Origin of the sequence: Synechococcus sp. OH2, from assembly GCF_047462155.1 — a bacterium.
Lineage (GTDB): Bacteria > Cyanobacteriota > Cyanobacteriia > Thermostichales > Thermostichaceae > Thermostichus.
The window spans coordinates 16620-31230 of the sequence record NZ_JANSIR010000056.1; the positions used below are offsets into that span (position 1 = coordinate 16620).

Consider the following 14611-nt stretch of genomic DNA (forward strand, 5'->3'; position numbering starts at 1 on the left):
AAGCCCAGTGCCTGGTACAGCCGCCGCTGGGAAAAGGTGTTCATGGCAATGAGGGCGTTGGACTGGGGGCTGACCAGGAAGATCTCCCCTTTGAGGGCGACGTGGAAGCGGATGGCGCTCTCCAGCAGGCTGTCTTGGAAGCCCAACTGCATGAACATAAGGATGCAGGCAAAGGCAATGCCCGCCAGGGCCACCAGCAGGCGGATCTTCTCCCGCGTCAACTGCAGCCAGGCCAACGGGATGCGGCGCCCGATAAACGCTACGCTGAACAAGCCGGACATCGTCCCCCCCCCTACCCCTCGACCTCGATGGCCACATCTACTTGCAGGTTGGTCAGGCCAGCCACGCGGGCGCTGCTTTCCGGATCCAGGCGGATATACACCTCCACCACACGCGCATCCACATCGGCGGCGGGGTCGGTGTTGAGCACATCTTTCTTGCCGATTTGCAGGCCCAGGCGCTCGACCCGGCCCTGCAGCGTTTCTGGCAGCGCGCGGTTGCTGATGGTGGCCCGTTGTCCGGGCCGCACCCGCAGGATGTCGGTTTCGTAGACCTCCGCCACCACCATCATCTGGTCGGTGTTGCCCAGCTCGAGGATCCCTTTGTCGGCAGCGATAACTTCCCCAGGATGGGTGTGGATCTTGAGCACCTGGCCGGCCCGAGGGGCGCGGATGAGGGTGCGCTCCAGGCGGGCTTCTGCCAGCTCCAGGTTGCGGGCCAGGGATCCCAGTTGCACTTGCGCTTGGGCCCGCCTCAGCCCTGCCTCAGCGGCTTGCACCTGGGCTTGGGCGTTGCGCAGATCCCGCTCGCGGGCCAGGCGCAGTTGATCCAGAGTGGCCTCAGCGGCCCGCAAGTCCTCCTGCCGTTGCCGCACCAGCAGAGCCTTCTGGTCTAGCTCCTGCTGGGAGATAGCCCCCTCCTGCCACAGGGTCTGAAAGCGAGCCAGGTTGGCCTCAGCATCGGCCAGCTCCGCCCGAAGGCGCTCCACCACCGCTTCCTGGGATCGGATCTGCAACTGTTGCGGTTCGTCTAGACGGTTGAGGCGGGTGCGCGCCTCTTCAACTTGGGCTTGGCCAAAGCGGGTCTCGGCCTCTAGTCGGGCGCGGGCTTCTTGCAGTTGGGCAGCAGCATACTCCCGCTCCGCCAGGCGCTCGCCATAGTTTTCCAGTCGCGCCAACACTTGGCCTGCCACCACGCGATCCCCTTCAGCTACCAACAGCTCTCCTAACCGCTCTCCCGGGGGGCCGGCCACCCGCACCACTTCTCCTTCCGGCTCCAGGCGCCCCAGGGCGCCAATACGGGGAGGTAGCCGCGTTTCCTCCGTTGCCTCTGCATTTGCTTCTGATACGGATTGGGTGGCCGCCTGCTGGCTCAGTCCCAGCCAGGCCAGCCCGGCTCCGGCCAGCAATCCAGCTCCCGCAATAGACCAGAGTAGCCGCTGATTCATCGTTCCCTGCCCGTTTAGTTTTGCGGTTGGGGACGGTCGTTACAGTTGCAATTCTTTAATAAATGTAAAGTTTATGGGGCGAGGATGTCCAGGTTTTTCTCATGTGTTTATTTTTCGGGTACTTGTTTTTCTTCGGCTGATCTTCGGTTGTCGGCCTCCGTCGGCTACCTAACCCAAGGGATTCCTGATATGATCTGGCCTGTTCGGGGCCCTTCTGCAGGTGCCAATTTCTAGGTGTGGTGCGAGGAGTGAGGTGGAGTTGCGATGGTGGAAACAGTTGCAGGGGAAGATCCCGTTGTGCCGGCGCCAGCTCGTTCTCCATCTCTGCCTGCCAAAAATTTGGATCCGTTAAAGCCGCTACTGCCGGCTTACCACTTTGTTGGGATCGGCGGAGTGGGGATGTCGGCCCTAGCCTATATTTTGGCCAAGCAGGGGTTTCGCGTTTCCGGCTCAGATATTGCCGCCAATGGCCGTACCCGTCGCCTGGAAGCCTTGGGGGTACGCTTTATTCAGGGCCACACTCTAGAGGGTTTGGCCGGGGATCCCCAGGTGGTCTATTCCAGCGCCATCCGTCCCAGCAACCCGGAATTGGCAGCGGCTCTAGACAAGGGATTAAAGGTTTGGCATCGAGCCGATTTACTGGCTGCCCTGTTTAACCATCGCCCCAGCATTGGTGTAGCAGGCACCCATGGCAAAACCACCACCAGCAGCATGATTGGCTATGTGCTGCTGGCAGCAGGCTGGGATCCCACCTTAATCATTGGCGGAGAGATGGACGCCTGGGATGGCAACGCCCGTCTGGGCCAGGGGGAATATTTGGTGGCGGAGGTGGATGAGTCGGATGGATCCCTGGTGCGGCTTTACCCCAAGATTGGCGTGATCACCAACATTGAGCTAGATCACCCGGATCACTATGCCAATCTGGAGCAGGTAATCCGGGCCTTTCAGCAGTACGGGCAGCAGAGCCAAACCCTGGTGGCTTGCCTAGATTGCCCCAACGTGGCCACCCACCTGGCGGTGGACATTGGCTACAGCCTGGCCGACCATCCCCAAGCCCAGTACCAGGCGCGCGAGATCGTCTATGCCGCGGATTTTACCTCTGCTGAGATCTGGGAGAGGGGATCCCTCCTCGGCCAGCTCCGCCTGCAGGTGCTGGGATCCCACAACCTCAGCAACGCTTTGGCCGCCGTTGCCGTCGGGAGGCAGTTGGGCTTGGAGTTCCCCGTGATTGCCTCTGCTCTGGCCCAGTTTCGGGGGGTGCAGCGCCGCTTTGAAGCCAAGGGCGAGGTGGGCGGGGTCACCTTTATCGATGACTATGCCCACCATCCCAGCGAGGTTCGCGCCACGCTGCGGGCGGCCCATCTGCAGCAGCGGCGGGTGGTGGCGGTGTTTCAGCCCCATCGCCACAGCCGCTTGGCCGCCTTGTTCCAAGATTTTGCCCGCTGCTTCGAGAATGCAGATGTGGTGGTGATCGTGCCCACATACGGGGCCGGAGAGCCGGCGCCGGAGCGTTCTGACAGCTTGCGGTTGGCTGTGGCGGTGGCGGAGCACCATCCCCAGGTGCGCTATGTGTCTTCTTTGCGGGAATTGCCGCAGGTGTTGGCCTCTGTTTTGCAGCCTGGAGATCTCGCCATTTTTTTGGGCGCAGGCGATCTCAATCAGCAGATAGCCGCTACGATGCGGGCCTATGCGGCTCAGGTGGGGGAGCAGGCTCTGGCAGACTTGGAGGAAAAATTGCCGGGGCAAGCGGAGAATGGGATCGGGGAGATGGGGGCTTCTGAGGTATTGGCATCATGACTACAGCTCCCTGCGTGCCCAATGCCTCCTGCGTTGCCCGGCTTTCTGGGCGGATGCAAGCGGGGATCCCGTTGGCTCCTCTGACCACCTTCCGCGTGGGTGGCAAGGCGGAGTGGTATTGTGAGCCCGGCAGCAACCTGGAGCTGCAGCAGTGTTTGGCCTGGGCGCGGGCCGAAGGGATCCCTGTCACCCTGTTGGGGGCAGGTAGCAACCTGCTCATCAGCGATGCGGGGTTGAGGGGGCTGGTTGTCCACACCCGGCGTTTGCGCGGGCTGCAACTGTTGGAGGGGGGAAGGATCTGGGCCGCTGCCGGAGAACCTTTGGTCAACCTAGCGCGGGTAGCTGCCAAGCGGGGCTGGAGCGGCTTGGAATGGGCCATCGGGATCCCAGGCACGCTGGGGGGAGCGGTGGTGATGAATGCCGGCGCCCATGGGCGCGCCATGGCGGATGTGCTGGTGGAAGTGCAGATTTTGGATGAAGACCAGAAGCCCTGCCGCTTGGAACCTGCTGCCTTGCAATTTGGCTACCGCCGCTCTCGCCTGCAAGACTTGCCCTGGACGGTTATAGGGGCAACCTTGCAGTTGATCCCAGGCCGGGATCCAGCCCAGGTGCAGTGGGAAACCCAGCGCAACCTCAACCAGCGTCTCAGCTCTCAGCCCTACCATCTACCCAGTTGTGGCAGCGTCTTTCGCAACCCCGAAACCTACCCTGCCGGCTGGTTAATTGAGCAGGCCGGTCTAAAGGGCTACCGGATTGGCGGGGCCCAGATTTCCGAGCGCCATGCCAACTTCATCCTCAATTGCGGCCAGGCCAGCGCCAGCGACATCTATCGCCTGATTCGCCTGGCGCAGGAAAAGGTTTATCAGCAGTGGTCAATACTTCTGGAGCCAGAAGTACGGATTCTAGGCTCCTTTGAGGAAACTGGTTAGAGGGCCAGTACCCCGCAATGGTTGCTTCGAAGGAGCCCCTGGGGGTTGCCACCCACTCCAGAGCTAGCCAAGCCATAGGCAAGCGGCGAGCCAAAGAGAGAGTACTCCCCTTCCCCGTCCGCAACAGTTCCATCGCTTTATGAAAACCCAGAGACAGTGTCTAGCTTTGCACCTAGGAACGTGGCAGGGCCTCTTTTCCAACTACCGACCCACGGCTCATGGTTGGGAGCTGGTGGGCCAAAAGCGCAGCCTCATCACCTTTGAAGCTTTGGATTTGGGCGGGATCCGCCAAACCAATGCCTACTACCCCCTAGAGGGATCCCCTACCCCCGAAAGCCACCAGAGCTGGGTTTATCAGGATTTCTCGCCCGGCTTGCGCTTTTTCCCCGATGGCTCCTTTTCCAACGGGCGGCTGCAACTGGCGCCATTTGGCGATTTTGCTGTCGAGCAGGGCTTCCTCTGGGGGGATCGCAAGGCGCGGCTGGTGCAACAGTGGGACGCCCAGGGCCGCTTGGTGGGGGTGACCGTCATCTTGGAGCGGCGCGGCCAAGCGCTGGATCTTGCTGCCGACTTTCCCTCACTTACTAGGGCGCAACTAGGCCTGGCCCTGCAAGGGCGATGGCGGGGGATCGCCCAGAGCTTTTCTGCCACTGACAGCCTGCTCAGCGAAACCAACGTCGATCTCTCAGAACCAGACTGGACCAGCCCCTGGGATCCCTTGCCGGGGGGGCTGTGGATTGGCGGGCCGGGTCCCTTGCCCATCCCCACCCTGCATCGGGATCGCCGCTTTTCCGTCAGCCTAGGCTGGTTTCCGGAAGGGCCGGAAGGCCGCCACCTGCTGCGCCTGGTGCGCGACTACGACGAGCGTGGCACCTGGCAACGGGTTACGCTGATCCGGCTGGAACGGGATCCTGGGTGAGAAAGGCGCAGACCTGGGCAAACACCGTCTCCCGCTCACAGTCCAACGTGAGAATGTGGTCGGAGTGCTCCAGCCAATGCAGGCTCTTCTGGGCGGATCCCAGTTCTTGATAAAGCCACGCTGCTTGTTCAGGATCCACCACCGTATCTTGGCGCGGCTGCAGGATGAGGGTGGGAACCTGGACACTGGCCACCTCCCCCTTGACCCGCTCGATGAGCTCAAGGGCGCTGCGCACTGCCGTCAGATTGAAGCTGCGAAAATAGGCCACTTTTTCTGCCAAAGCGCGGACATCGCCATCCCGAATCGCTAGGCGAAAGCGAGGGACATCTTCCAAGAGCCAGCCCAGGCTGTTGAGGTACTGCTCCGGGCGAAAGAGATAGTACCAGTGGTGGCGAATGGCAAAAAACGGCGCCAGCAGCACCAATTTGTGGACAGGATGGGCAAAGGCCAGGTGCAGCGCCAACAGGCAGCCGGTGGAAAACCCCACCAGCGAAACACGCGGGTACTCCTGCCGCAGGGCTAGGTAATGTTCCAAAACCCGCCCGTACCAGTCGGTCCAGCGGGAAGGGGGCATGCGGGGTGCTGGACGCTCGTGGCCAGGGTAGTTAAACCCCTGCACTGTCAGGCCGGCTGCCAGCAACCGCTCCGCCAGCCACTGCAACTCGTAGACGCCACCCCCCAACCCATGGAGCAGCAGGCAGGCGTGCTCCCTTGATCCCCGCCACAGAAAAGGCTCGTTGCTCAGCATCAAAACCTCGCCTCAAGACTTGACCCAGGTCAGGACAGGATCCCTTTTTAACCCAGAGCAATATCCAGCAGCAGCATCACCACAAACCCACTGAGAACGCCAAAGGTGCCCTCCCGCTCCAGCCCCTGCCGATGCGACTCGGGGAGGATCTCATCTGAGATCACAAACAACATTGCCCCGGCGGCAAAGGCCATGCCCCAGGGCAACAAGGACTGCGCCAGAGAAACCACTGTCGCTCCCACGATGCCGCCGATGGGCTCCACCAGCCCGGTCAGCAGGGCAATGGCAAAAGCAAATAGCCGCGAGTACCCCTGGCCTGCCAGCGACAAGGCCACCACCAGCCCTTCCGGCATGTTCTGCAGGCCGATCCCCAGTGCCAGCACCAACCCATCGCCGACTTGGCCGGTGGCAAACCCCACCCCCACTGCCAGGCCTTCTGGGAAGTTGTGCAGGGCAATGGCGATGATAAAAAGCCAGATCCGCTTTAGATGGGCGCGGTTCTCCCCTTCGATCCCTTTAAAGAAGTGCTCGTGGGGAAGAAACTGGTGGGCACTCTCCAGGAAGATCGCCCCCAGCAACAGGCCCGCCACCATCACCACGGCCGCCCCCAACTGGGAATATCCCAGTGCCAGCGCCGCCTCGGTGCCCGGCACCAGCAGCGAAAACGAGGTGGCGGCCAACATCACCCCACCCCCAAACCCCAGCAGGATCCCTTGCACCCTCGCCGAGAGCGAGGGGAGAAACAGCGCCGGCAAAGCCCCCAGCCCCGTTGCTAATCCGGCCACAAAGCTGGCCAGGGATCCCGTTGCAATTGGATGCACAAGCTACTCTCCGCCAAGGCCCAATGCCTCTTAATTTTCCCCTTTTTCTGGTTAATTCCCATCCACCGGCTCTTTTTCCTCGACGGCTGAAGATGGTTCTTTGGCTGCTGAGGCACAGCTTGCGACCTTCCCCACCAGCGTCGTAGGCTGGGGATCCCTGCTCTGGAGCTCGTTACCCTGCCAAGCACCAGACAACCCGGGTGTCAATGTTTTTCGTCACTTTACAATAAACTCATCTTGGTGCTAGGCTCTCTGGAACTGAGCTGCCGCTCCTGCGGAAAACGCGTTGCCGATTACAGCGTCTAAAGGTGTTCAGCTTGCAGTTAGTCCTTCAAAAGCAGCTCGGCAATTTGAATGGCGTTGAGGGCTGCTCCTTTACGGATCTGATCCCCGCACAGCCACAGCTCTAGGGCTTTGGGCTCGGAGATGTCCTGGCGGAGGCGGCCCACGGCCACTTCGTCTTTGCCGGCTACATCAATGGGCATGGGGAAGCGGTTGCGTTCCCAATCTTCGATGAGCACCACCCCAGGAGCCTGGGCCAGAATTTGTCGGGCCTTTTCCACCGGGAAGGGCTGCTCGAACTCCAGGTTGAGGGCCTCGGCATGGGTGCGCAGCACCGGTACCCGCACGCAAGTAGCCGTCAGCCGTAGGTGGGGGGATCCCATAATTTTGCGGGATTCGTTGACCATCTTCATCTCTTCCTGGCAGTAGCCGTTTTCTTGCAGGGGGCTGTTGTGGAGGAAGAGGTTGAAGGCAATGGGATAGGGGAACACCTGCGGCTGCAACGGTTGGCCTTGCAGGTAGGCGCGGGTTTGCTCCTCTAGCTCCACCATGGCGCGGGCCCCGGCCCCGCTAGCGGACTGGTAGGTGGCAGCCACCACGCGGCGCAGCGGGATGTGGCGATGCAGCGGGTAGATGGCCACGCACATTAGGATGGTGGTGCAGTTGGGGTTGGCGAGGATCCCCTGGTGGCGAAAGGCTTCCTGGGGGTTGACCTCCGGCACCACCAGCGGGACATCGGGATCCAGGCGGAAGGCGCTGGAGTTGTCAATTAGCACTGCCCCTGCCTCGACGATGGTCTTGGCCCAAGTTTTGGAAACACTTGCCCCGGCAGAGGCCAAGACCAGGTCCAGACCCCGAAAGGACGCTTCTGCAACCGGCTCCACCGGGATCCGTTCTCCCTTGAAGGTCAAGTGGGTGCCCGCCGAGCGGGGCGAGGCCAACAGCTTCAGCTCTGCCACCGGAAAGCGGCGCTCTTCCAGCAGCTTTAGCAGCTCCATTCCTACGGCTCCTGTGGCCCCCAAGATGGCTACCCGTTGTTGCCGTCCCATGCTTTCTTGTCCTCAGGTCTTCCTAATTCTAGGGTTCAAGAGGTTGCTGTCATTGCGGCCAGAGCGGCCTGCACATCCGCCAGCTCGACTTGATCGGTCAGCTCCGCTTGGCCAATCCGGCGGGGCAGAACGAAGCGGATCCGCCCTTGCTTGACTTTTTTGTCTGCCTGCAGCGCCTGCAGCACCGCCTCCCAAGGGATCCCGGCGGGCCAGTGGCTGGGCAGCCCTGCCCTTTCGATAAGGCGTCGCTGCCGCTCGGCCTCAGTCGCGCTCCACCACCCCAGGCGACGGGCGATCTCCCCCGCAGCCACCATGCCAATGGCAACCGCCTCCCCGTGCAGGTAGCGGCGGTAGCCGGTAACAGTTTCCAGGGCATGGCCGAGGGTGTGGCCGTAGTTGAGGATGGCCCGCAGGCCCCCCTCTCGTTCGTCTTGTTGTACCACCCAGGCTTTGCACTCAGCACAGCGGCGCAGCAGATAGTGCAGATCTGCGGGAGCAAAGTCGGCATAGCGGCTCAGCCTGGGCCGGTCTTCCAAAAACTCAAACAGGTCGGCAGCCTGGATGACGCCGTACTTGATCACTTCGGCTAGGGCTGAAGTAAACTCCCGCCGGGGCAAGGTCTGCAACACCGTTGGATCAATCCACACCAGGCGCGGCTGGTAGAAGGCCCCAATTAGGTTTTTCCCACCAGGATGGTTGACGCCGGTCTTGCCGCCAATGGCCGCATCCACCATGGCCAAAAGCGAGGTGGGCACCTGCACCCAAGGGATCCCGCGCAGCCAGGTGGCGGCAGCAAACCCCACCATATCCCCGATTACCCCGCCTCCCAGGGCCACGAGGGTGGAAGAGCGCTCCAGGCCAAAGCTCAAGGCAGCATCGTAGATCTTGGCCACGGAGCGCAGGGTCTTGTAGCGCTCGCCGGCGGGCAACAGAAAAAGATGAGCGGCAAACCCGGCTTGTTGCAACCCTTGCATCAACTTTTCGGCAAAATGCTTGGCAATACCCGGATGGCTCACCACCAGCACCTTGCCGGCTAGCCCCAAAGCTCGCATCTGGGATCCCAACTGGCTGAGGCTGTGGCCGCCGGAACCTGCGGGGGACTGGATGAGAATGTCGTAGGAGCTGTGGGGAAGCTTGACAGGGATTAGACAGGGATCCATGGGCGCCGCTGTTGAAGAGATGGGATCCAGTGTGGCACGTTCTGGTGCTTGACGTTTTTCCCATGCCTTCTAGCTTAGCCAGTCCTACGGCCCACTTTAGATGAAATGCGTACAGGGCAGGTGGGGAGCTCTTTCTCAGCTTACAAGACTACCCTTGCCTACTGCTCGCGCCAGCGGTGCGAAGCATTCCCCACCAGGTGTCGATCTCCACCCTACGGGGAAAAACGGATCCCAGCGGGCTACTCAGGGCAAAACCGGCAGCAGCGGCAGAATCTCAATTTCGGGGCGCTGGGTTTGGGGGAGAGATTGCGAAGGCCAAGTGGAGCCGCCGGAGCCATAGGCGGCAGGGCTGACCATGCTGTGCTCAGCGATAAGCTGGTTGAGGCGGGCGATGCGCTCCGCGATGGGGGGATGGGTACGCAAGAAGTCCGGCAGGGATGGACGGAATTGCAACTTGGCCAAAAATTGCGACATGCCCCTGGGATCGAAGCCGGCGCGATAGGTGGCCCACAGACCTTTTTCGTCGGCGACAAACTCGTTTTCGCGGCTTTGCGGTCGGCGTACTCCCAGCTCCAGGGCTAGGGCAGCCAAGGTGTTGTCATCGGGTCCCAGCAATTGGGCGCCAAAGCGGGCGGCGGCAGCCTGCTGCAGTTGTTGAAGGCCGTGACGTTCGCTGATATGGGCGATTTCGTGGCCCAAGACAGCGGCAATTTGGTCGTCGTTGTCGGCAGCTCCCAGGGCGCCAGTGGTGATGTAAACAAAACCGCCCATCGTGGCAAAGGCGTTGATGTCTGGATCCTCCACCACCTGAAAGGTATAGGGCAAGTTGGGGCGTTCGCTGTGGGCGGCCAGCCGCTGGCCGATGCGATTCACCCGCTCCACCCAATAGGGATCTGCACTGACGCGAATCTGTCCGCGGGCTTTCAGTTGCTGGTCGATCTGGCGGCCCAAGCTCACCTCTTGGGCATCGTTCATCTGGCTCACCTGCAGCCATTGCAGGCCGTGGATCAGCAGCCGACCCAGGTCTTGGGCTTGGGCAGGGGATCCCATCCCAGCGGCAAGGATGGCCAGTAGAGCAAAGGCAACCGGCCTGGCCGCGCAGCAACTCCTTCTCTGAGAGGGGATGGGGCCCACCAACGGGATTGCCTCGGCAGCAGAGCGAGGTCTTAATACCCGCATTGGATGCCTCCAAGACAGCCTTCTCTTAGGCTAGCGATCTGGCAATGGGATCGTCCTACCAGAAATGGAAACCCCTCTACCCTTTTGGCTACTTTGACTGAGCTTGCGGCAAGGGGAAGTGTTCCCGCAGCCAGGCTTCTGCCTCAGCGCGAGTGGTGAGCTCGCCGTTGAGGGTGAGGCAGCGCAGGCGATCCAGAATCTCCTGAAAGAGAGGACTCGGCTTGTAGCCCAGGCAACGCAAATCATGTCCGTTGAGGAGCGGCTTCACCCAATGCCACTCCTGCAGGTAGCGCCAGATCAGCCGCCGCGCCGGCTTAGCGGCGAGCCCAGCTAACAGGATCACCGCCGGGATGCGCAGCCTCTGCAGCCGTTGTACCACCTGAGCTGGGGATAGGGATCCGCTTGCCAGTTGCGCCAGCAGGGTTTGGTAAGAGGGAAAATGGCTGAGGCGTTCGATGCCTGCTTGGGTGAGGTGGAGCTGGCTTGCCACCTGGGGCGCTTGGGGGAGCGCCAGAAGCAGAGCTTCCAGGCGCAGTTGCCAGATCTCCTGGGATCCCAACTCGGGGTAGCGGCGGCGGAAGTGATAGGCCCAGCGGCCAACCCGTTGCAGCCGCTGGCACAGGGAAGGCTCCCAGGTTAGATCGGGGTGAATGCAGCGCAGGGCTCCCCACGCCGAGAGCCGCTCAAAGGCCATGGGCCAGTCTTGGGAGCGGAGGATGTAGGCCAGCTCCTGCTTGAGGCGCTCCCCGCCAACGGCATCGTGGAGGCCGCTGGCTACAGCAGCGCGGATCCACTCTTCGGTGGTCGGATCCAGCGTAAAGCCCAGGTGCACAGCAAAGCGCACCGCCCGGTAGATGCGGGTGGGATCCTCAATGAAGCTGTTGGGGTGGAGAGCGCGGATGATCCCCTGCTGCAAATCCGCTTGCCCGCCGAAAAAATCCAGCAACTGACCCCGCTGGGGGCCGTTGAGGCGCAGGGCCAGGGCGTTGATGGAAAAATCCCGCCGGTAGAGATCTTGCTGGATGGATCCCATGGCCACCTCAGGTGGCGAAGCCGGGTAGGGGTAAAACTCCGTGCGGGCACTGGCAATATCGACACAAAAGCCCCCTGGCCAGATCAGGGCTGCCGTCTGGAACTTGCCGTGGATCTCCAACCGCGCCTCGGGGAAGTGCTGCTTGAGGGCCTTCCCCAAGATCAACCCCCAGCCCGGCGGATCCGTACCATCGGCGGCCAAGGGGTAAGGCCCGTCCACCACCAAGTCCAGATCTAGCCGCTCCAGGCGAGAGGAAGGCTGCCGTCCCCACTGGTGCAGCAGTAGATCCCGCACCGCTCCCCCCACCAGATACAGCCGCAGACCCTTTTCGTCGGCAAGGCGGGCAGCTTCCTCTAGCAACTGGCGGTGCCGCGGCGAGAGAGCGGCAAAGGTAAGATCCAGAGGACAGGAGAGGGCAGGAACAGCTAGGCGAGGCGAGAGGGCCGGCAGCTCGTGCAGGTGCCGCAACACGTCGGTGCGGGTAACAATGCCCACCAATTGGCCATCCCGAAGCACTGGCAGACGGCCAATGTCCCACTGCACCATCAGCCGCTGGATCTCCGCCAGCGGAGTGTCGGGGGAGAGGGTCTTGACATCCGTGGTCATGTAGCCCTTGACGGGGGCATGGCCAAAGCCGTGGTGCAGGGCAATGTCAATGTCCCGCCGCGAGATCACCCCCACCAGGTGCCCCTGGGCGTCCACCACCACCAGGCCAGAGTGGCCGTAGCGCAGCAGCACCCGCTGCGCCTCCTGAATGGTAACCTCGGGCCGAATGGTGCGCACCGGTGAGGACATCAAATCCTTAGCCGTCACCGGCGGCGGGATCCGCTCTTTAACTGCCTGGATGAGGTCAGCCAGCACCTGGGCTGGATCGGGCAAGGGCTGGCCTGGGGAGGCTTTTAGGGTAGCTGCTGCCGCGCAGTCGTGGCCCCCGCCGCCGTAGCGGGCCATCACCTGGCCCAGTTGGACAAACTCCTGCCGTGCCCGCCCGATGAGGCTGAGCCGCTCCCCTTGCCGTGCCACCAAGAGCAGCACATCCACCCCTGTCAGCTCCATCAGCCGCATCACCAGGCTGGCCAAGCCGGGCACAAACTCCGGCAACTCCAGCAGCCACATTCCCAGGCGGTACTCCCCCACCTCCTCCACCTGCATCTGGGCCAACCCCTGGCTCAGCAGCTCCTGCATCGGGGGAGTGAGACCATCCCCCAAGAAGCGCCGCAACAACACCAGGTTTACCCCCTGCTGCAACAGCCAGGTGAGGGCGGCAGCGTCGCGGGCAGTGGTTTCCGGGAAGGTCAGGGATCCCGTGTCCATGTGGATGCCCAAAGCCAGGGCCAGCCGCTCAAAGGGGCTGAGGCGGATCCCAGCCGCCTGCAGCCGCTCCACTAGGAGGGTACAGGTGGATCCCACCGCCTCAATGTGAGCGCTAACTTGCTGCTGGGGCCACAGGCGCTCGGGCGGGGTTGGCGGATCCCCGACATGGTGGTCAAAGATCTCGATCTGCGTCCCGGGTGCGCTCAACCATGCAGCGGCCTTGCCCAGGCGATCCGGATCGTGGCAATCTACCAGGATCCAGCGCTGCACCTGGCGGGGATCCACCGAGCGCAGCTCGATGAGGGGAAACTCGTCCCGGTAGAGGGCCAAGAACTCCTGCACCCCCGGCAGGGATCCGCCGGTCAAGGCAATACGAGCACCCGGATAGAGCCGAGCTGCGCCCACCGCCGCCCCCAGGGTGTCAAAATCTGCCGCTTGATGACACAGGATAAGATTCATGCTACAAGCCCGCCCTCCCCCTCCATCCTGACGGAGGCCAAAACCCCGGCCGCAGGGATCGAGGGAAAGCGCTGCTGCAAGCCCTAGAGCGTAGTTAGTTCCTTTTCTTTCTCTGCCAGCAGCTCGTCAATCTTCTTGACGTAGCGGTCAGTCAATTTTTGGATCTCTTCTTGGCGACCCTTGGACTCGTCTTCGGAGATCTCGCCGTTTTTCTCCTGCTTGCGCACCGCGTCAATGGCGTCGCGGCGAATGTTGCGAATAGAGACCCGGCCCTCTTCGGCCAGCTTGGCCACCTGTTTGCTCAGCTCTTTGCGGCGCTCTTCTGTTAGAGGAGGGATGTTGAGGCGCACCACCTTGCCGTCGTTGCTGGGGGTTAGGCCCAGGTCGGAGGCGACGATGGCCCGCTCAATTGCCGCCAGGGTCGAGGGATCAAAAGGCTGGATCAAGAGAGTGCTGGCATCTGGAGTGGTAATGCTGGCTAGCGCCTTCAGGGGAGTGGGAACGCCGTAGTACTCTACTTGAACGCGATCCAGCAGGCTGGCATTGGCCCGCCCGGTGCGCACCGTGTTAAAGGAGCGCTGGGTGGCCTGCACTGCTTTGTTCATCAACTCCTCGATCTCAGCTAGCTCCACGGCCTTTTCCTCGCTCTCAAGACGGTTTGCCAAAGCTCAGGCGCTAGTGGCCAAAAACCAAAACCTCTAGCGCCAGCCTGAGTTTAATTCTATCCCTTTCTAGAGGCCATTCTTTGTCCTGGCAGCCGACCCAATTGCAGTCCCCTAGAATCGTCATGAACTTCTCGTCTTGATCCATGTCCGGGATCCCTTCCGCTCTCTCCTCGCTGAGGTTGGGGCTTGAGCAGGTCAACCTCTCGGCTTCGGCTCTATCGCTATTGGACTACTGCCCCCGCTTGTTTTGCTACGTGTACCTAGAGCGGCTTCTCTGGCCTGCAGCCAATGCCTTTGAGCACGAAGCAGAACAACGGCGAGGCCAGCAGTTCCACCGCCTGGTGGAGTGGTACAGCCGCGGGCGGCAGGTGGAGCCGCGCTTGTCTGGTTTGGACGAGACAGTACGCCAGTGGTGGCAGGTGTTCTTGGCCAGTCCTCATGCTCATCCGCAGGGGCGGGTGTTGGCCGAATTGCCCCTCTGGCAGCGCATGGAGGGGTTCAACCTCACTGCCCGCCTGGATCGGCTGGTGATTGCCCCGGGATCCCTGCACATTGTGGATTGGAAGACGGAGCGGCAGCGCCCCCCCGACGAACAGTTGGCCCAGGACTGGCAGGTGCGCCTCTACCCGCTGCTGCTGTGTGGGGTGGCCGATCAACTGCCCCTGGAAGTCCCCTTCCAGCCGGAGCAGGTGCAACTGACCTTTTGGTATGTGCAACACCCGCAGCAGCCTTTTCAGCTGCGCTACAGCGCCGCCGCCTACGAGCGGGATCTGGCCCACCTCAAAGCCACCCTGGCCCGTCTGCGGCAA

Annotated in this window: 12 protein-coding genes and 1 pseudogene; 4 read left to right on the forward strand and 9 right to left on the reverse strand. The window is 62.1% G+C overall.

From position 1 onward, the window contains the following. A pseudogene (locus tag NW835_RS04460) lies at nucleotides 1-281 on the reverse strand (ABC transporter); the annotation flags it as partial. A gap of 11 nt (nucleotides 282-292) precedes the next feature. Next, nucleotides 293-1447 carry an ABC exporter membrane fusion protein gene (locus NW835_RS04465; protein WP_414371883.1) on the reverse strand — a complete coding sequence of 385 codons (1155 nt, stop codon included), beginning with the start codon at nucleotides 1445-1447 and terminating at the stop codon, nucleotides 293-295. Between the two features lie 264 nt (nucleotides 1448-1711). On the opposite strand from NW835_RS04465, the gene murC reads away from it, so the two are divergent. The 3 genes from murC (at nucleotide 1712) to NW835_RS04480 (ending at nucleotide 5092) form a co-directional block, all read left to right on the forward strand. Next, entirely contained in the window at nucleotides 1712-3244 is a 1533-nt protein-coding gene (murC, locus tag NW835_RS04470; RefSeq protein ID WP_414414616.1) for a UDP-N-acetylmuramate--L-alanine ligase, read from the forward strand. Then, nucleotides 3241-4173, forward strand: coding sequence for a UDP-N-acetylmuramate dehydrogenase (gene murB, locus NW835_RS04475; RefSeq protein ID WP_414414617.1), 933 nt, complete (start codon nucleotides 3241-3243; stop codon nucleotides 4171-4173). The genes murC and murB overlap by 4 nt, the downstream gene beginning before the upstream one ends. Before the next feature lie 139 nt (nucleotides 4174-4312). Beyond that, nucleotides 4313-5092, forward strand: coding sequence for a DUF3598 family protein (locus NW835_RS04480; protein WP_414414618.1), 780 nt, complete (start codon nucleotides 4313-4315; stop codon nucleotides 5090-5092). Here the strand turns inward: NW835_RS04480 and NW835_RS04485 are convergent. From NW835_RS04485 to frr, 7 genes are all read right to left on the reverse strand, one after another. Beyond that, nucleotides 5058-5840 carry an alpha/beta hydrolase gene (locus tag NW835_RS04485; protein ID WP_414414619.1) on the reverse strand — a complete coding sequence of 261 codons (783 nt, stop codon included), beginning with the start codon at nucleotides 5838-5840 and terminating at the stop codon, nucleotides 5058-5060. The genes NW835_RS04480 and NW835_RS04485 overlap by 35 nt on opposite strands. Before the next feature lie 47 nt (nucleotides 5841-5887). After that, entirely contained in the window at nucleotides 5888-6661 is a 774-nt protein-coding gene (locus tag NW835_RS04490; RefSeq protein WP_414414620.1) for a ZIP family metal transporter, read from the reverse strand. Between the two features lie 323 nt (nucleotides 6662-6984). Next, on the reverse strand, nucleotides 6985-7992 hold the full coding sequence (locus NW835_RS04495) for an aspartate-semialdehyde dehydrogenase (RefSeq protein WP_414414621.1): 1008 nt from the start codon (nucleotides 7990-7992) through the stop codon (nucleotides 6985-6987). Between the two features lie 35 nt (nucleotides 7993-8027). Next, nucleotides 8028-9152, reverse strand: a complete 1125-nt coding sequence (aroB, locus tag NW835_RS04500; protein ID WP_414363965.1) for a 3-dehydroquinate synthase — start codon at nucleotides 9150-9152, stop codon at nucleotides 8028-8030. Between the two features lie 243 nt (nucleotides 9153-9395). Continuing rightward, on the reverse strand, nucleotides 9396-10331 hold the full coding sequence (locus NW835_RS04505; protein ID WP_414414622.1) for a M48 family metallopeptidase: 936 nt from the start codon (nucleotides 10329-10331) through the stop codon (nucleotides 9396-9398). Between the two features lie 88 nt (nucleotides 10332-10419). Beyond that, on the reverse strand, nucleotides 10420-13137 hold the full coding sequence (locus NW835_RS04510; protein ID WP_414414623.1) for a CBS domain-containing protein: 2718 nt from the start codon (nucleotides 13135-13137) through the stop codon (nucleotides 10420-10422). 83 nt (nucleotides 13138-13220) lie between these two features. Then, nucleotides 13221-13769, reverse strand: coding sequence for a ribosome recycling factor (gene frr / locus NW835_RS04515; RefSeq protein ID WP_414363962.1), 549 nt, complete (start codon nucleotides 13767-13769; stop codon nucleotides 13221-13223). Nucleotides 13770-13945: 176 nt separating this feature from the next. Here frr and NW835_RS04520 point away from each other — a divergent pair. Continuing rightward, nucleotides 13946-14611 (forward strand): PD-(D/E)XK nuclease family protein (locus tag NW835_RS04520; RefSeq protein ID WP_414414624.1); only part of this gene is annotated, 666 nt, incomplete at its 3' end.